Source organism: Magnetospirillum aberrantis SpK (assembly GCF_011022235.1).
GTDB lineage: Bacteria > Pseudomonadota > Alphaproteobacteria > Rhodospirillales > Magnetospirillaceae > Magnetospirillum > Magnetospirillum aberrantis.
In genome coordinates, this window is record NZ_JAAIYP010000039.1 from 1 (window position 1) to 17,701 (window position 17,701).

General features: G+C 65.5%; 17 protein-coding genes. 3 read left to right on the forward strand and 14 right to left on the reverse strand.

Annotated elements, in window-relative coordinates:
- Positions 1-204: 204 nt before the first annotated feature.
- Positions 205-1,581 carry a M23 family metallopeptidase gene (locus G4223_RS13090; RefSeq protein ID WP_163680433.1) on the forward strand — a complete coding sequence of 459 codons (1,377 nt, stop codon included), beginning with the start codon at positions 205-207 and terminating at the stop codon, positions 1,579-1,581.
- Positions 1,582-1,630: 49 nt separating this feature from the next.
- On the opposite strand, the gene G4223_RS13095 is transcribed toward G4223_RS13090, so the two are convergent.
- The 7 genes from G4223_RS13095 to G4223_RS13125 all read right to left on the reverse strand — a co-directional run bounded on the left by G4223_RS13095 (position 1,631) and on the right by G4223_RS13125 (position 7,605).
- Entirely contained in the window at positions 1,631-2,410 is a 780-nt protein-coding gene (locus G4223_RS13095) for a mechanosensitive ion channel family protein (RefSeq protein WP_163680437.1), read from the reverse strand.
- 138 nt (positions 2,411-2,548) lie between these two features.
- On the reverse strand, positions 2,549-3,541 hold the full coding sequence (locus G4223_RS13100; protein ID WP_163680440.1) for a M48 family metallopeptidase: 993 nt from the start codon (positions 3,539-3,541) through the stop codon (positions 2,549-2,551).
- A 118-nt stretch (positions 3,542-3,659) separates the two neighbouring features.
- Positions 3,660-4,448, reverse strand: a complete 789-nt coding sequence (locus G4223_RS13105) for an enoyl-CoA hydratase (protein ID WP_163680443.1) — start codon at positions 4,446-4,448, stop codon at positions 3,660-3,662.
- 112 nt (positions 4,449-4,560) lie between these two features.
- Positions 4,561-4,776: a hypothetical protein gene (locus tag G4223_RS13110; protein WP_163680446.1), complete on the reverse strand. Its 216-nt coding sequence runs from the start codon at positions 4,774-4,776 to the stop codon at positions 4,561-4,563.
- Between the two features lie 98 nt (positions 4,777-4,874).
- Positions 4,875-6,131: a glycoside hydrolase family 3 protein gene (locus G4223_RS13115; RefSeq protein WP_163680449.1), complete on the reverse strand. Its 1,257-nt coding sequence runs from the start codon at positions 6,129-6,131 to the stop codon at positions 4,875-4,877.
- Positions 6,128-7,417 carry a cell envelope integrity protein CreD gene (gene creD, locus G4223_RS13120; RefSeq protein WP_163680452.1) on the reverse strand — a complete coding sequence of 430 codons (1,290 nt, stop codon included), beginning with the start codon at positions 7,415-7,417 and terminating at the stop codon, positions 6,128-6,130. The genes G4223_RS13115 and creD overlap by 4 nt, the downstream gene beginning before the upstream one ends.
- A complete protein-coding gene (locus tag G4223_RS13125; RefSeq protein ID WP_163680455.1) occupies positions 7,414-7,605 on the reverse strand; it encodes a hypothetical protein in 192 nt (63 codons plus the stop codon). Before G4223_RS13125 ends, creD begins: the two co-directional genes overlap by 4 nt.
- A 138-nt stretch (positions 7,606-7,743) precedes the next feature.
- Here G4223_RS13125 and G4223_RS13130 point away from each other — a divergent pair, with 138 nt between their 5' ends.
- Entirely contained in the window at positions 7,744-8,457 is a 714-nt protein-coding gene (locus G4223_RS13130; RefSeq protein ID WP_163680458.1) for a response regulator, read from the forward strand.
- Positions 8,454-10,031, forward strand: a complete 1,578-nt coding sequence (locus G4223_RS13135; RefSeq protein ID WP_163680461.1) for a sensor histidine kinase — start codon at positions 8,454-8,456, stop codon at positions 10,029-10,031. The genes G4223_RS13130 and G4223_RS13135 overlap by 4 nt, the downstream gene beginning before the upstream one ends.
- 14 nt (positions 10,032-10,045) lie before the next feature.
- On the opposite strand, the gene G4223_RS13140 is transcribed toward G4223_RS13135, so the two are convergent.
- From G4223_RS13140 to G4223_RS13170, 7 genes are all read right to left on the reverse strand, one after another.
- Positions 10,046-11,623: a PepSY-associated TM helix domain-containing protein gene (locus G4223_RS13140; RefSeq protein WP_163680463.1), complete on the reverse strand. Its 1,578-nt coding sequence runs from the start codon at positions 11,621-11,623 to the stop codon at positions 10,046-10,048.
- Positions 11,624-11,625: 2 nt separating this feature from the next.
- Positions 11,626-11,904 carry a hypothetical protein gene (locus G4223_RS13145; RefSeq protein ID WP_163680466.1) on the reverse strand — a complete coding sequence of 93 codons (279 nt, stop codon included), beginning with the start codon at positions 11,902-11,904 and terminating at the stop codon, positions 11,626-11,628.
- Positions 11,901-12,185 carry a hypothetical protein gene (locus G4223_RS13150; protein WP_163680470.1) on the reverse strand — a complete coding sequence of 95 codons (285 nt, stop codon included), beginning with the start codon at positions 12,183-12,185 and terminating at the stop codon, positions 11,901-11,903. Before G4223_RS13150 ends, G4223_RS13145 begins: the two co-directional genes overlap by 4 nt.
- 124 nt (positions 12,186-12,309) lie before the next feature.
- Positions 12,310-14,625 carry a TonB-dependent receptor gene (locus G4223_RS13155; RefSeq protein ID WP_163680473.1) on the reverse strand — a complete coding sequence of 772 codons (2,316 nt, stop codon included), beginning with the start codon at positions 14,623-14,625 and terminating at the stop codon, positions 12,310-12,312.
- Positions 14,626-14,767: 142 nt separating this feature from the next.
- Positions 14,768-15,985, reverse strand: a complete 1,218-nt coding sequence (locus tag G4223_RS13160; protein WP_163680475.1) for an MFS transporter — start codon at positions 15,983-15,985, stop codon at positions 14,768-14,770.
- 93 nt (positions 15,986-16,078) lie between these two features.
- Positions 16,079-17,032, reverse strand: a complete 954-nt coding sequence (locus G4223_RS13165) for a FecR family protein (protein ID WP_163680478.1) — start codon at positions 17,030-17,032, stop codon at positions 16,079-16,081.
- 114 nt (positions 17,033-17,146) lie between these two features.
- Positions 17,147-17,668, reverse strand: a complete 522-nt coding sequence (locus tag G4223_RS13170) for a sigma-70 family RNA polymerase sigma factor (RefSeq protein WP_241004115.1) — start codon at positions 17,666-17,668, stop codon at positions 17,147-17,149.
- Between the last annotated feature and the right edge of the window lie 33 nt (positions 17,669-17,701).

A 17,701-nucleotide genomic window follows, 5' to 3' on the forward strand; every position in this document is an offset into this window, starting at 1 on the left:
AAAAAAACGTGCCCGTGGCCCTGATCCCACCGTCCGTTCAACCTCACCGGCGGAAGTTCATCATATATAGGGGCACCGAATTCGGCACCGCCGCAGTGCAGCACAGCAACAGTCAAGAGGAATTTTAGGGGTTTTATGCTTGCCTAGATAAGCTTGGGCTGCGATAACCCTTTTCATTGCCTTTTCACGGAACGGACAAGTCCATTGCGCAACCACCTGAGGGCCAAGATCAAGCGATCCTTGAAGGCGGCGGGAGTGGTTGGCCTGGTGGGAATCGGCGTCTTACTTGCCGCCCGTCCCTTCGTCCAGTTCGGCGATTCCGATACGCCGCTGGACGCCACGCCACCGGCCTATGTGGATCTGGAAGCGGAACATTCGGTTCGCGCCGAACAAATCGCCTCGGACAGTGAACTTGAGGATCGTGCCACCCGACCGGTGGAAAACCATGTTCAGGTCGCTTCGGGCGACACGCTGATGGACGTGCTGATCCGCGCCGGCGTCGATGTCTCCGATGCCAGTCTGGCCATCGATGCCTTGCGCGACGTTTACAATCCGCGAGGTCTGCGCGCCGGACAGAAGGTCACGGTGACCTTCGACAAGCCGTCCCACGGCTTTGGCATCGGCGGTTTCACCAAGGTCTCGCTGCACGCCGACCCCATCCGGGAAGTCATGGCCCAGCGCACCGAAAGCGGAAGTTTCCAGGGCATCGAGGCTCAGCGTCAGGTCCGCCGCGAAATCGCCCATTACAGCGGCACCATCAAGTCGTCGCTGTTCGAAAGCGCGCAAAGCGCCGGCATTCCCGCCCAGATCATCGTCGCCATGATCAAGGCCTTGTCCTATGACGTCGACTTCCAGCGCGACATCCAGGCGGGCAACACCTTCGATGTGATGTTCGAAGCCTTCTACGACACCAAGGGCAAGCTGGCCCGCAGCGGCGAAATGCTCTACGCCAGCGTCGGCCTGGGCGGCCTGCCGATCGCCATGTATCGCTTCGAGCGCGATGGCGGCGTGGTCGAATACTTCAACGAAAAGGGTGAAAGCGTCCGCAAGGCGCTGCTCAAGACGCCGGTGGACGGCGCCCGGATCACCTCGGGCTTCGGCATGCGCAACCACCCGATCCTGGGCTTCACCAAGATGCACAAAGGCATCGATTTCGGCGTCCCCCCCGGCACGCCGATCCAGGCGGCCGGCGACGGCATCGTCGAAATGGCCGGCGCCAACGGTGCCTATGGCAATTACGTTCGTATCCGCCACGGCAACGGCTTCGCCACCGCCTACGCCCATATGAGCCGTATCGCCGTCGGCATGAAATCCGGCAAGCGCGTCGGCCAGGGACAGATCATCGGCTTCGTCGGCTCGACCGGCCGTTCCACCGGCCCGCACCTGCATTACGAAGTGCTGAAGGGCAATTCCCAGATCAACCCGCTATCGGTCAAGATGCCGACCAGTACCCGTCTGGAAGGCCGCGACCTGGCCCGCTTCAACGCCATCAAGCGTGAGACCGACACGTTGCTGGCCAAGATCGCGCCTTCGACCCGCGTCGCCGCCAATTCCATCAAAAGCGGCGCGTTGACCAACTGAACAGAGGGTTCACGGCCTGTGAACCCTCTGCCCCGGTTCCGATCCGACCTCAGGGCAATCCCAAGGGACATTCCCGCCAGATGGCGGCCATCAGGTCGGACTTGACCGCGCCGACATCACCACTGGCGCACCACACCGCCACCGAAACGTCGACGGTCCTGTCGTTGAACTTGCCCAAGGTCACCGCCGGCGCCGGTTCGGCCAGGATGCGGGAATCCGCCTTGATCAAGGCCTTGATGGTGTCCAGCGTGCGATCGGCGCCGGCCCCATAGGGCACCGGGGCGACGATCTCGACCTTGCGGGTGGGATAGAAGGACAGGTTGCGCAACGCCGCGTTCCACAGCGTCGCGTTGGGAACGATCACCTGGATGTTGTCGCCGGTCACCAACTGGGTGTGGAACAGCGACACCTCCTTGATCTTGCCGGCCAGCCCGCCCCCCTCGATACCATCGCCCACCTTGAACGGGCGGAACAGCAACAGCATGACTCCCGCCGCCAGATTGGACAGCGTTCCTTGCAACGCCAGACCGACAGCCAGACCGGCGGCACCCATGATGGCGACCACCGACGTGGTCTGCACGCCCAGCCGTTCCAGCACGGCGATGCCGGTCACCGCCAGCACCACCCACCGCGTCAGCGATCCGAAGAAGCCGCGCAACATGTCGTCGGCCACCCGCACGCGGGCCAGACCGCTTTTCAAGGCTCGTTCGGCCCAACCGGCGGCGATCCAGCCGAGCACCAGGATCAACAGCGCCCAGGCACCGTTACTGCCCCAGAGCATTCCCAATTCGGTCAGATACGCCAGCGACGTCGAAGAAAGTTCGGGCATGAAAAACCCCTCATACTTGTTTCAGAAATTCCCGACCAAAGGTCGGGAATTTCTTTTTGTCCCTCGCCGGGCGTGGCCCTCCGGCCACTTGGCCGCGGCCGCAATGGCCGCAAACCGGTTAAATTCGCGGAACCGATATCAGATGTTCCGCCATTTGGCGGGCGTCGGGAACGCCGCCTTCAACACGTCCCAGCCCACGGCCTCGATCTTCGCGGACGGCCGGGGGTTGAACCGGGTCTTGCTTTCCAGATTGGCCACACGTTCGGAAGCCAGCGGATGGCCTTGCAGCAACTCGGAAACGAGGTGATGACCGTATTCAAGGTCCTGGCGTTCCAGCTTCCGCATCAGCGACACCGCCCAAGCAGGGTCCATGCCGGCCCGACGCATCAGTTCGATGGAATGTTCGTCGGCCTCGTATTCGTTCTCGCGCCGAAAACCGGAATGCAGCAGATCAAGAACGCTGACGTTGCCCTTCGCCCCCGGCACCAGATCGCCGGCCAGCATCTTGCCAAGGTCCAACATGCCCTGGGCATTGGCCTGTTCCAGGGTCCGCATCAGTTCTTGGCGCATCAAACCGTGCAAACGGTCCACATGTCCCATTTCATGGGCCACCACCGCCATCAGTTCGCCGGGATGGTCGCAGGCGGCGATCAGTCCGGCGTTGAACGACATCTTGCCGCCGCCCAACGTCCAGGCATTGATGGAACCGCTTTTCGCCACCCGTGCTTCCCAGGGCAAATGCGGCCGATCGACCACCGCCACCAGCGGCTCGATGAACGCCTGCATGGCCCGCTGTACCCGCGGGTCGGCCACCGGCCCGCCGTCCTTTTCCATGCTGGCCAGATAAAAATGTTCGGCGGTGGCGACTTCCTCGGCCTCTTCCTCTTCCGTCACCTGACGGATGGGGGCGCGCCGGAACACATCGTTTCCCGTGTTGGCGGGCGGCTCGGGCCTGCCCCCCTCATATCCGCCGTCATCACGCTTGTCGCGGGGGAAACCGTTCCTGGGGTCGTCGTAGGGATCGACCTGTGCCCAGGGATCGCTTTGCGGCCCGATAACCTGAGCCCACGCGGAAGCGGTAACGCCCAGGCCGGCAAGGCCCGCCAGCATGGTCCGACGTGTTGTCCCCATTTTTCCCCCAGGTGCAGAAACCGACACGGCAGCTTAGCGCGAGTTGCGCCCGAGGCGAAGGGGGAACGCCCGCGCCGCCAAGGCGACGCGGGCGCAAGACATGCCACTTATGACCGGATCAGGCGCCGCACCACACCGGATGGCGCTTGCCCAGGAAGGCGTCGATGCCTTCGGCCGCATCCTTGGCCTGCATGTTGGCGACCATGACGCGGGTGGCGTAGTCGTAAGCCTCGTCCAGCCCCATCTCGGCCTGGGCGTAGAACGCTTCCTTGCCCAGTTTCAGGGTAAAGGACGACTTGGCGGCCAGGGTGTTCGCGGCCTCGGCCACGGCGGCGTCCAACTGGTCGGGAGCAACCGCGCGATTGATCAGCCCCCACGATTCAGCCCGCGCCGCATCCACCGGCTTGCCCAGCAACAACAGTTCCATGGCCTGCTTGCGCCCGACATTGCGCGCCAGGGCGACCATCGGCGTCGAACAGAACAGACCGATATTGACGCCGGGGGTCGCGAACTGGGCGGTCTCCGCCGCATAAGCCAGATCGCACGACGCCACCAATTGGCAACCGGCGGCGGTGGCCATGGCATGGACACGGGCGATCACCGGACGCGGGAAGCGCACGATGGCCTTCATCATGCGCGAGCATTGGGTGAACACCGCCTCGACCGCGTCGGCGCCGTCCAGGCCGCTCATCTGCTTGAGGTCATGGCCGGCACAGAACGCCGGGCCGTTGGCGGCAAGGATCAACACCTTGACCGAGGTATCCGCGGCAAGACGGGCCAGCGCCGCCTCGACCTCGGTCATCAGCTCGATGGAAAGGGCGTTGCGGGCCTTGGGACGGTTCAGGGTAATGGTGGCGACGCCATCTTGGATGTCGCTCAACAAGATGGGTTCGGTCCCGGTGCTCATGTTTCCTCCCGTGCGGTATGTCGCATCTTTGATTGAGTCGGGCAAAGACCCGGCTCAATCAGAATATGCGAATACGGCGACGGAACGAACGCTGTTTTCACCCTCAAGGGATTTATTCCAATCCCTGCGCCTCCACGCGCAGCTTGTTCGGATCGTCGGAGAGCAATTGCAAGGCGACGGTGCCGTTGGCGGAACGGATCAACAGCTCGCAACACCAAAGCGTTTCGTCCAACTGGACCGGAATGGTCGTCTCGACCCGGTTGACCGCTTCCACGTCCATGCTGACGCTGTGGTTGTCGCGAAAGGAAATGGCGGCAACGGTTTTCATCTTATCCCCCGTCGGGCGAACCCCCAGGGAAAGCTTGGCCCAGCCGGCCCAAGGAATCAACTCTCATCGCCGGCCCAATACTCAGGCCATGGCCCGAATTACAAGCCTCCGGCATGGCCATCCAGACGCCGCCGGCTGGCCCCCAACATGACCGAGGACAAAGCCCCCTGGCGCCAGGACGACACCGCGCAGCTCATGGCCCGATAGTATTGCTTGCCGTCGAACGACAGCAGCAGCAGATCGACGCCGCCGTTCAACGCCTCGGTCACCGCCGTGCACAGGCCATGGTGGTAGATAGGCGACATGACCATGTCGTCGGTCACCACCAACCCGTCATATCCCCAGCGATCACGCATCACCCCCTGTACCACCCGACGCGAATGCGATGCGGGACGGCCGGGATCGAGGGCGGTCACCGTCACATGTCCGACCATCACCAATGTCCCAGGTTGGGCCGCCAGGACCTGGCGGAACGGCAGCCAATCGGCTTTTTCCAATTGTTCGGGCGGCACATCCAGATTGGCCCGAAAGTGATGGGTGTCGGCGGACACCCTTCCCAAGCCGGGAAAATGCTTGAGAGTGGGGCGGACACCTTCGTCCCCCAGCCCCTCGGCATAGGCGGCGGCCAGTTCGGCGGCGACGACCGGATCGGCGGAGCTGGCGCGGCGGGCGATCAGACTGTGGAAATCCAGCGGATTGCGTTCACGCTTCAGCCGCAGATCGGCCACCGGGGCGAAATTGACGTTGACCCCCGCCGCGCCGAGATCGCGCCCATGGGCACGCCCCAGATCACGGGCGGCGGCAATGCGGGCATCCGGCGGCAACTCGGCCAACGACGCCAAACCCGGCCGCGCCGGCAACCACGGCGACAGATGCGATACCGCACCGCCCTCCTGGTCGGCGGCCACCAGCAAGGGCGGCAACCCGGCCCGACGGCGCAGATCCTGAAGGTGATCCAGTTCGGCCCGCAAATCCGCCACGCTTCGCCCCACCAGATTGCGCCGGGTGACGAACACACCGCCGATCAGACCGCGCGCGGCCAACTCTTCCACCTCCTCGACCTTGCGATAGCCGACGATGAAATGGCGCCCCAACACTTGGGCGGCGGGGGCCGACAACACCGCCGACTTACGCCAGGCGAACATCCCTTCGGCCACCGCCACGGCGAACGGCGAAGCCAGGAACAGCGCCACCAACAACCAGCCCCGACGGCGCAACGTCACCGCTCCGGCCAAGCCGGCGACCGCCACTACCGGGCCGATCCAGCGCTGGACCGGCACCAGATAGGGGTCGTTGACGTTGGCGCCGACCACGGCCAGCAACACCGCGAACAAGGCCAAGACGACGCGGATCATGCCCGTTCCCCCCACCAGTTCACCCGCCCGGTCAGAACCATGACCGCCGACAGCACCACGAACAGCGCCAGCGAACCACTGAGCAAGGCATAGGTTTCCAGGCGCAGCAGCACATAGATGAAGCCGAACAGCCCGGCCAACAATGCGAGGAAGCCACCCGCCGCCAGCCACCGCCGCGTCACCAACGCGGTGAAGCCCGAGGCCTGGGCCAGCACCAGCGCCGAAGCCGCCGCGTAGCCGGGAACAAAGCCCAACGGTTCGGCCAAGGACACCAGCAACAGCGGGAACAGGGTCAGCGATGCCCCCAGCAGGGCGTATTGCGCGGCATGTATCCGCAGGCCGCTCAGCAATTCGAACAGGAAATAGACGGTGAAGGACAAGGCGACGATCAGGATGCCGTATTTCGACACCCGGTTGACCATGCGATAGGTGGGAGTGGCCTCCAGCAGGTCGACGCCCACCTGAACCGCATCCGCCTCGACCGCGTCGGCGCGGATTTGGGTCCACATCTGGCGGCCGGCCGGATTGACCAGCGACCAATGGGCGGTGAAACCGTTTTCTCCCACCGTCGATGTTTCGGGTAAGGCCGAACCGACGAAACTGGGGGTCGGCCACGGCGCAGACAGGGCCAAGGTGCCGTTGCGTCCTTCGGAAGCCAACCGCATGCCGCCGACACCGCGCAGGGTAAGAACCATCTGGAACGGCACGGTGCCGCCTTGGGCGGTCAACGCCACCGGCACCGCCAACACCGACCCCTGGCAATCCTCGTCACGCCCCACCACCTCGCGACAGGCTTGCCACGACCGCATCGTGCCGTCCACCTGCATGCCGTCCGCCATCCCCAGCCGCGACAGGTCGGTGGCCTCGACGGTAATGAAGGCGCGTTCCCAGGCGATGCTGCCGCCCGGTTCGGCGATGCCGGTCAGCCGCCGCGCCTCGGGTACGACGAAGCGACCGTCCACGGTCAGCGCCATCCCATAGACCGGTGCCGCGAACAGACCGCGCCGCCGCCATTCGGGCGACAGCGCGCCTTCGGCGGCATAGCGTGCCGGAGCGAATTTCAGATAGCGCCAGGGACGGTCGGCGGCCGCGCGATAGGGAACCACCAGGGTCGGCACATGCACCACCTGACGCGGTCCCCAGGATTTGGTGAAGTCGGACAGCAACTCGCGCTGACGGGCTTCGCGCTCGTCCACCAGACTGGCGACCATCCAACCGGCCACCACGGTCAGCAGCAGGATGGCCGCCATCTGGAGCAACTTGCGGGTGGAGACGGCGGCGCTCACAGCCACCACCCCCGACCCGAGCGGAAGCGCCAGCGGACGCTGCCCTTGCTCAGCACGTCCAGCCAATGCGCGGCGGCGGCGGGATCAAGGCGCAAACGGCCCAGCAGACGGCCCGGATCGGCGCCCCCACGCAGGCAAAGCGCCACCTGAAGACGAAGGGCGGCGTTGGCATGACGATAGGCGGGCATGGCGATACTCCCCTGATACGTTGACTGAACGCCGCCAGCATGGAGCCCGACCGTGCGGCGCCGATGACCGGCGCGTGCAAGGGACAAGGAAAGTGTGTGCGGAATTTGTGCAGACGATGGGGTACAGTGCCTCTCGCCATGGCTACCGTCTTGTTGATCGACGACGCCCCCCACATCCGCGACATCGTCCGTTTCGCGCTGTCGCGTGAAGGATTCGCCGTGATCGAGGCCGGCGACGGAGCCCAGGGGCTGGCCGCCGCCGAACGCCAGCCCCCCGACCTGATCGTGCTGGACGTGATGATGCCCGAGATGGACGGCACCGAAGTCTGTCGCCGTCTGCGCCGCGCCTCGGACGTGCCCATCATCTTCCTGTCGTCGCGCGACGACGAGATCGACCGCGTGCTGGGGCTGGAACTGGGCGGCGACGATTACGTGGCCAAGCCGTTCTCGCCGCGTGAACTGGTGGCACGGGTCAAGGCGGTGCTGCGCCGGCGCACGCCCACACCACCCTCTGCCCCTCCCCCATCCCTTGCCTCTGCCGTCACCGTCCCTGCCGAACTGCGCCATCGCCGCCTGCGCCTGGACCTTGACGGCTATCGCGCATTTTGGGACGACAGCGAGGTGGTGCTGACCGTCACCGAATTCGCCTTGTTGCGCACCCTGGTCGAGCGGCCGGGCAAGGTCTTCAGCCGCGACGCCCTGATGGATGGCGCCTACAACGACTTCCGCACCGTCGCCGACCGCACCGTGGACAGCCACGTACGCCGCATCCGCGCCAAGTTCCAGGCGGTGGGCGGCGAACCGGTCGAGACGATGCACGGCCTGGGCTACAAGCTGTCGGAATGCCGATGAAACGCCGGCCGACCATCGGCACGGTGCTGATGACCCTTAACCTGGTGGTGCTGGTGCTGCCACTGAGCGGCCTTTGGACGCTCAGGGTCTATGAAAGCGCGCTGATCCGTCAGACCGAATCCGAATTGATCGCCCAGGCGGGAATGGCGGCGGCCATGTACCGTCAATCGTGGCGCGCCGCCGGGGGAAAGCCCGAACAATTGGGTGCCCCGGTGGAGGAACGCTGGACACGGCGGCGGGGCTACGATTCGCCGTGGCTGCCGCGCTTCGCCGGGCTGGACCTGACCGAGGACATGGTGTTGCCCGCCGCCCCCGATCCCGATTGGGCGGCCCGACCCGCCGACCCGCCGGCCCTGGCCGCCGGAGAGGCGGTGGAACCGGCCCTGCGCGACGCCCAACGGGTGACCCTGGCGGCCATGCGGGTGGTGGACCATCGCGGCGTCGTGGTGGCGACCACCGGCGAAGACGTCGACCTGAGCCTGACCAACATGGAAGAAATCAGCCGGGCCCTGGCCGGCGAACCGGTCAGCACCTTGCGCCACCGCATCAGCCGCCACAACAGACCGACCCCGTCGGGATTGCTGGAACGCAGCCGCGCCATGCGCGTGTTCGTCGCCCAACCGGTCCTGGAAGGCGACAAGGTAGCGGGCGTGGTGTTGCTGTCGCGCACCCCACGCACCCTGGCCGACGCGCTTTACGGCAAGCGCTGGCATCTGGCCGGGCTGGCCGGGCTGACCCTGGCCGCCACGTTCCTGTTGGCTCGGTTGGGGGCGGTGGCGGTGACCCGGCCGCTGCGCATGGTCATGGACCGCGCCCGCCGCGCCGCCAACGGCGAGCGGGGCGCCTTGGCGCCGCTGGACGGCCCGGTGGTGCGCGAGGTCGCGGAACTGGCCGAATCCCTGGCCCGCATGACGGCGACGCTGGAAAACCGTGCCGACTACATCCGCGATTTCGCGGCCCATGTCTCGCACGAATTCAAGACGCCGCTGACCACCATCCGTGGCACCGTGGAATTACTGCGCGACCACCTGGACAGCATGGACGCCAAGGAACGCGAGCGTTTCCTGTCCAACCTGGATTGCGAGGCCGGCCGGCTGTCGCGGTTGGTGGCCCGCCTGTTGGAACTGGCCCGTGCCGACGTCATGACCGGAACGCAAGGCGAAACGTGCGACGCGGTAGCGGTGGCCGTCGCCCAGGCGGAACGGGTGGGCGCCGAAACCGAACTGCCGAACGCGCCGCTGCCGGCGGCCATCGCCGCCGACGCCTTGTCCTCGGTCCTGGCCAACCTGTTGGACAACGCCCGCCGCGCCGCCGGTCCCAAAGGCCGCGTCGCCCTGACCCTGGCGGCAGAGGCGGAACACGTCGTGCTGACGGTAAGCGACGACGGCCCCGGCGTATCGACAGCCAACGCCGCCCGTCTGTTCATCCCGTTCTTCACCACCGAACGGGCCACCGGCGGCACCGGCCTTGGTCTCGCCATCGTCCATTCCCTGTTGGCCGCGCATGGCGGCTCGATCGCCCTGGTGGACACCGGCCGGCGCGGCGCCACCTTCCGGGTCGTCCTGCCGCAATAGGCGACCTTTTCCGCCTAGGCCGGCACCGACCCGGCCCGCGCCCATACACTGTCGGCGGGCATCGAATAGGCCCGCCGCCGCGCCGCACGGGCCAACATCGCCATGCCGACGGCCCCGGCCAGGGCGCCCAGGTCGATCCCGATCCCACCACCCCACGCCCAAAGCCCCAACCCCGGCACCAGCCAAGCCAACATCGAGGTCAGCGGAACGGCAAGAGTCGCGGCCACCGCCAGCCACGACAGCTCGTATCCGGCACGGGCGGCGCCTCGCATGAACGCCCAGGCCACCGCCGCCACCAACATTGCGTAATAAAGCCCCCACTGCCACGCCCCCAGATCGTCCACCACGCCGTGCAGCCATTTGCTGGCCGCCACGGCCACCGAGATTCCGGCCACACACCCCAGACAGGTTCCCACCGTCAGGGCCGCCATGACGCGGGTCGAGCGGCTTTGCCCGCCGCCAGTGTCCTTGTCGCGACGACGGCGGGTTTCGATCCACAGCAGATTGCCGGAATAGAACAAGAAGGCCCCAGCCAGCCCCAGGACGAAATATCCCCATTTCACCGCCGGCCCGCCGAAACTGCCCATATGCAGCGCGAAGAACGCCGACACCGTGGCGGAATAGCCATTCTGGTGCCCCGGCAGATAGGATGCGTTGACCACCTCGCCGCTGACGGCGTCCATGATGGCGAAGCCCCGCCCGCGCATCAGTTGGCGTTCGTCGACGCCCCACACCATGACGCTGGCATCCCGGGTTCCGGCGTTGCGGTAATCCATGGCGGTGGGCTGAAAGTCGGGAGCCGCCGCCTGAAGCCGCGACAGCAGTTCCGTCGGCGGCAGCATCGGCGCGGAACCGCCCTTGCCGCCGAAACCGGCGAACGGGCTTTCGACCTGAAATACCTTCTTCAACTGCCCTTCATAGACCACGCGGTCGAGCACGTCGTAGATCTCGTCGTGCAGGCCGAACACCACCGCCGTCACGGCGATGAAGAAATGAAACGGCAAGCTGACGATTCCCACCAGATTGTGGGCATCCATCCACATGCGCTTGAGGTTGGGACCGATGCGCAGGGCGCACAGATCGCGGACCAGCGACGGTACGACGATGACCACCCCCGACACCAGGGCCAGGACGTACAGCATGCTGACCCCCCCCATGAAGGCCGCGCCCAGTTCCACGTCGCCCGGCAGACCGGCGCTACGGTGCAGGTCGTCGACGAACTGCCCCAATCCGGCCGGCCGCAGACGGGTGACCGAAACGCCTCCATCCTCGTCCAGGGTCGCGGCGTGGGGTTCGATGTCGTGGCGCGACATCCGCCATGTCAGGCGAGCCGGGACCTCGTGTCCCTCGCCCAGATGCAAGGTGAACTCGCGCCGGGCCTGGGGCTCGGCGGCAATGGTCCGCTCGATCAGTTCCGGGGCCTGTGCCAGCGACACCAGCGGCAACGTACGCGGCGGCGACGCCCAATGGGTCAACGCCGGCTCGAAAATGGACAGCGCCCCGGCATAGAACGCCACGAACAGGAACAGCCCGGCCACGATGCCGGTCCAGGTGTGCACGGTCTTGTAGGTGCGGATGGTTTCGGAGCGCATGGTCACCTGACGAGAGAGCGGAGAAGGAACATCAAGGCGTAGGCCGCGACGTTGGCGCCGCCCAGCCACAGCCAGGCCCGTACCACGTCGCGGAACAGGAAGACGGCGGACAGGACGCCCAGCCACACCGGCACCACCAGCCACATGACAAGCTGGAACTTGGCGATTCCCGGCGGCATCCCCCATTGAAAGACGCCCGCCACCGCCAGGGCCAGGGTGAACCCCAGCACCGTGCCGGCCAGAATTCTTCCCCACCAGTTGAGTTGGATACGCGCATTCATGCCCCGCCCCTCCGGGACGCGGCCCACAGCGCCACGGCGGCGGGCACCAGGATCAAGGCGGCCATGATCACCGTCAGGACGGCGAACAGTGCCGTCGCCGGCCGTATCTCGCCACACCAGACCAGCCAGCCCAGCCCCAACAGGGCAATTCCGCCGCCGCCGCTGGCGCGGATCGTCCACGACCGGTCCAGCCATTGCTGACGACCGGTTCCCAGATAGAAGCAAATCCCGCCGGCCGCCACCAGGGCCACGGCCAGCAGGGAAAGAACACCATCGCTCATCGCGTCCCCCCATGGATAACGGGCGAACCCCGGATGACAGACCACCGCCCCAGGGCTCGCGGCGTCACCCGGCATTCTCCTCGCGGGGCGGGGCCGCCCAGAGGACAACCCCGCCATTGAAGCCTTAGAACGACATTTCCACGCCCAGCCCGAACGTCCGGGGCCTGAGCATGATGGCGTAGTCGGCGCTTTGGGTGGTGCCGGCGAAGATGTCGATGGGGGTGTCGGTGTCGAACAGGTTGTTCACGTAGCCGAACACACGGGGACCGCCCAGGTCATAGCTGGCACGGGCGTTGACCACCCAATAGGGATCGGTCTTGCCGCGCGGGGCGTTGGTGACCTCGGTGTAATAGGCTTCGGAATAACGGGCGTCGATCCCCAGGTCCAAATTCTCGATCGGCCGGTAAAGAGCACCGAAAGTGGCTGTCAGCGCCGGCGCGTGGGGCAGATCGTTGCCTTCGAGGCCGGAACCGGAATAACGAACCACCTCGGTCTTCAAAAGGCCGATCTCGCCGGACAGCTCCAGTTCCTGCAAGGCTTTCCACCGTGCCCCGATCTCGGCGCCATAGGTGACCGCCTCGTTGGCGTTGCGGATCACCGACGAATTGGTGCCGATACTGACCGGAAGCTGCATGTTCTTGTAGTCGGCGTAGAACAGGTTGCCGTTCAGCCGCAAGGCGCCGCCCATCAGGTCGACTCGGCCGTAGGTTTCATAGTTCCAGACGTATTCCGGCTCGTAGGTGTAGGTCATGAACGGAGCCGCGAAGGTCATGCCGGCACCGCCGCCGTTGTAGCCCCGCGACACCACCGCGCCCACGGTCGCGTTCTCGGTGACATGCCACGCCGCCCCCAGCTTGGGCAGGAAGGTCTTGTAGGTTTCATGGAAGTTGAGCGCGTAATTACCCGAACCGCCTTCGCGATCCCGGTCTTCCTGTTCGAAACGCATGCCGGCGGTCAGGTCGTAGCGGTCGGCGACGTTCAGCGTCGCCTCGCCGAACAAGGCGTCGGTGGAGGTCTTGTCGGAATAACCATGTCCTCCCCACAGATCGATGAATTCCGTCTGCTGTGAGCGCAGGCCGTAATAACCGCCAAAGCCGGTCAGACGGTCGTCAAGGGCGGAAAAGCGCAGACGCGGCTCCAACGACCCTTCATTGCCGGAAATCTCCAGGTTGCCGGTGCTCGGCGCCGAGTGGCGGCGGACGCTGAAATCGGTCAGGGTCAGACGGTTTTCCCAGGTCAAGGAATCGGTCAACACCCAGGTCGTATCCAGGATGCCGCTGGTGGAACGTGGGTTGAAGGTCGAGACGTTGGCGTTTTGCGGCACGCCGTCTCCAAACGGATATTTGACCATCTCGCCCTGCGGCCCTTCGTAGTTGCTGTGATTCAGCGTCAGCAAGGCCCGCAGACCGTCCAGCTTCTTGGGCTCAAGCAACAGCTTGGCGCGCAAGGTGGTGGATTGGTAATCCTCGGGGTCGGCCTCGCCCTGATAGGCGGTGAACGGCAATTCGGAAACACTGGTCCAGCGGTCCACCGCCACGCGCACCGCCACCTGATCCTCGACCACCGGCCCAGAAACCATACCCGAATATTGGCGGGTGTCGTGGTTGCCGACGATGGCACGGGCCTTGGCCTCGGGCGCGAAAGTCGGGTCCTTGGTCTTCACCACCACCGCGCCGGCAATGGAATTGCGTCCCTGTACCGTGCTTTGCGGCCCGCGGAACACCTCGATCTGTTCGACGTCCCACATGGACACGTCGCCGAAGATCATTTCGTTGAACGACGCGGCGCGGCCGTCCACCTGGGTCGTCAGACGCGGACGCACCCCGGCGAAAAAGGCGGTGGCGCCCACGGCGGCACCGGAACCGTCCACACCGCGGATAACCGGAGCATAGTTGCTGGGCTCGACCGCGACGACGTTAGCCAGGCTTTCCATCACCTTGTTGGTCCCGGTCAGGCCCGGCTGGGTGTCGATGGTCTTGGCGTCGACCACCGACACCGACGACGCGGTATCACGCAACGACCGCTCGACCCGTTCGCCGGCAACGGTGACCGGGTCCAGAACCAAGGGCGCGGCGGCAACCGTCGCGGATCGGGAAGGCATCGTCACAGAGGATGACGCGGCACCCCGCTCGACCACCACCGTATTGGCGGAACTGAAACGCCACGTCATGCCGGTTCCCGCCAGCAACGCCGACAACGCCCGCTCGGGGGTCTGCCCCCCTTGTACGCCAGGGGAACGCAAGCCCGCCAACAAGGCCGTATCGACACTGACCTGCAATCCCGACTGGATACCAAAAGCCATCAAGGCGTCGGCCAACGGCAGGGTGGGAATGTCGAAGCTTTTGGTTCCCGCCTGGGCCAGTTGCACCGCTTCGGCATCCGGCGCCGCCCAGGCCGGCACCGCAGCCAGCAATCCCAGAACCGCGCAGGTTCCCAACAAATGCCCCGTCTTCCCCAAAACCACCGTCCTTCCGAGCACACCCCGTTGCTGCATCGTCCTACTCCGCAAACACGACGAACGCAAACGATTCGCATTCGCATATCATCCATAGGACACGCCACGTTCACCGTTTTTCAGATTTTCACGCTTTTTCTTCGGCGAGCCGCCCTTGCCCCAGGGGCACCAGCGCCAACAGCATCAGCCCGACCATCAGATAAGGGGCGGAAACCTCGGCGCTGTAGAGGGCGGTTCCGACCACCGGCCCAAGAATAAGCCCGAACCCTTGGGCGGCGGCCACGGTGCCGGCGGCGGCACCTTGCTCATGCGGCGCGACGGCGTTGGCGGCCAGGGCCGAAATGGACGGCCACACCAACCCCATCCCCGACGCCGCGACGAAATAGCACAACCACAAAGCCGGCGCGGAACCCACCGTCGAGACCGCCAGGAACCCCAGGCCGGCAACCACGGTTCCCAGCCGGATCAGGGTTTCCGGTGTCCACCGCGACAGCCGCACGGCCATCTGGGCCAGGGTGAAGGCCACCCCGACACAGGTCAGGGCGATTCCCGCCACCCGCGCTCCTTCCTGCGAGGACAGCCCGAGCCGGTCGATGGCGTAGAACCCGACCACGATCTGCGCCACCGACACGCCGAACATACAAACCAGGGAGAACAGTACGGGCCGACGCAAGCGCGGATCGTTCAAACGGGGCGGCGACATCTCATGGGGGGCGTGGGACGCTTCGACACGCGGCAGCGCCTTCCACAACACTGCCAGGGCAAGAACGGGCAACAGGGCAAGTACCTGCAAGGGCAGGTCCAGGCTTCGCGGCGCCAACAGCGCGGCCACGGCGGGGCCGACCACCATGCTGGCACCGCTGGCCATGCCCAGACCCGCCATGGCCCCGGCCCGGCGCTCGGCGCTCACATGGTCGGCAATCAGAGCGTTTCCGGCGGTGGGAACCGCCGCATAGAAACCACCGGAAATTCCACGCAACAAGACGATGCCGGCAAAAGCCGCCAGCGCAGGAACCCACCCGCGCAAGGCCAACGCGACAAACAGGCACAACAACGCATAACTGGCGGCAAAGCCGGCCAGCCCCCACAGCAGTACCGGCCGCCGACCATGGCAGTCACTGGCGATTCCCCATGGACGGGACAACAGCATCCAGGCGATCCCGGCGACGGTGACCGCCAATCCCATCTGCCATGGCGCCAAGCGCAGTTCCTTGCCGATGGGACCGGCCAAGGCAGTGAACGCGGTCATCGCCATGGTACAGGCGAACACCTGGAACATCAGCGGCTTGAAATCGAACGGCACCTTGTTCGCGGAACCGCCGTCATCGAAGGACGCGTCACCCATGTCTTCCATCTCCCGAAGAATCCGGCCGCCGCAACGGCCCATGTCAGGAAAGACACGCCGTCTTGGAAATTTTTCAGGTTTTCGCCTGGCGTTTCAGCGCGGGGACACCACCAGCACATAAGGGGTCAACTGACGTACCCTCCCGCCATGGGGTTGCAACACCGCATCCAACGCCACCGCCGGATCATTCATGTCGAACACGCCGGTCACCCGGCGGGCCGCCAGAACAGGATCTTGCAACAAGATCACACCGGCATGGCGACGGCGCAATTCCGCCACCACCTCGGCCACCGTGGCGCCATTGACGGCCAGCCGGCCACTCCGCCACAACCCCACCTGCGCGGGCGGCACATCGTCCACCGCCAACGAACCGCCCTGGGACGAGACATGGGCACGCCCCCCTTGCCCGAGGCTGGCGGTCATGTGGCGGCCGCCCTGCGCCACCGCGACCGCGACGGTCCCCGACTGGACCTCGACCGCCACGTCGTCCCCCCTGGACGAAACCTCGAACGCCGTTCCGGTGACCGTCACGGTCATTCCTTGCGCGGACACCACGAACGGCCGGGAGCGATCCGGGGAAACCTTGAAGAAGGCCCGCCCGGACAACAGCGACACCGCACGCCGGTCAGAAGAAAACGTCACGTTGGCAGCGCTTTCCGCATCCAGGACCACAACGCTTTGATCCGCCAGCGTCACCTGCCTGGTCTCGCCGCTGCCGGTATGGTAGTCGGACCACAGGAAGCGGCCGTAACCGGGCAACACCAGCAAGGCCACCGCGGCCGCCATGGCCATCACCACCGACATCACCCCGACCCGAACCCTTCGCCGGCTGGGTGGAGACGGCTCGGCCACAACCGGAACCACCTGACCGGTCAGGCGCCAGATTTTTTCCGCCTTGCGATAGGCCCTGACATGCGCCTCGCTTTCGGCCAGCCAGATGTCTCGCCGACGCGACACATCCTGGTCCCCAGGCGTTTCCTGGAGAAGAATCACCCAGTTCAGCGCCTGTTCCCAGACGGGGTCGTCACCATGGGACATTCCGCTCATGCTTGGCACCTTGCCGCCTTTTTTCCGATCCGCGCTCGTAAAAGTGGAGCGTCACAGACAAAGACACGCACCCTGCCTGATTTTTCAGAACAACCCTGGCGAAGATTCGACATTTTAATCCCGCCCCCCCAGACGATCGGCGCAGCAGGTCATGGCGTCACGAACCAGTTGATGGGTCAACCCGACCGAGATGCCCAGGATAGAGGCCACCTGCTGCAAGGTGTGTCCCCCAAGCCGATACAGTTCGAAGGCCCGCCGGGTCCGTTCCGGCAACCCCGCCAGCGCTTCGGCCACCAATTGCAGTTCTTCGCGGCACTGCACCTCACGCTCTGGCGTGGGGGCCGTGGTGGACAAGCTTTCCAGAACTTCGGAGCCCGCGGATAATCCTTCCGAGGCTTGGCGCCGGACGCAGTTGAGGGAAAGGTTGCGGACAATCCGGTAAAGATAGGCGACGGGATGGGAGATGGCGTCGTCGTCGGCGGCCTGCTGCCGCCTTTCCATCGTGTCGAATCGCAAATAGGCATCCTGGACGATATCCTCGGCCCGCGCCCGGCATCCGACGATGGGGGTCGCGTAGTTCACCAGGGATGACCGATGGGTCATGTACAAGGAAAGCTTGGAGGGACGGCTCTTCAACGTTGCCCCATGGCATTGCTGCGCGGCGGAAAG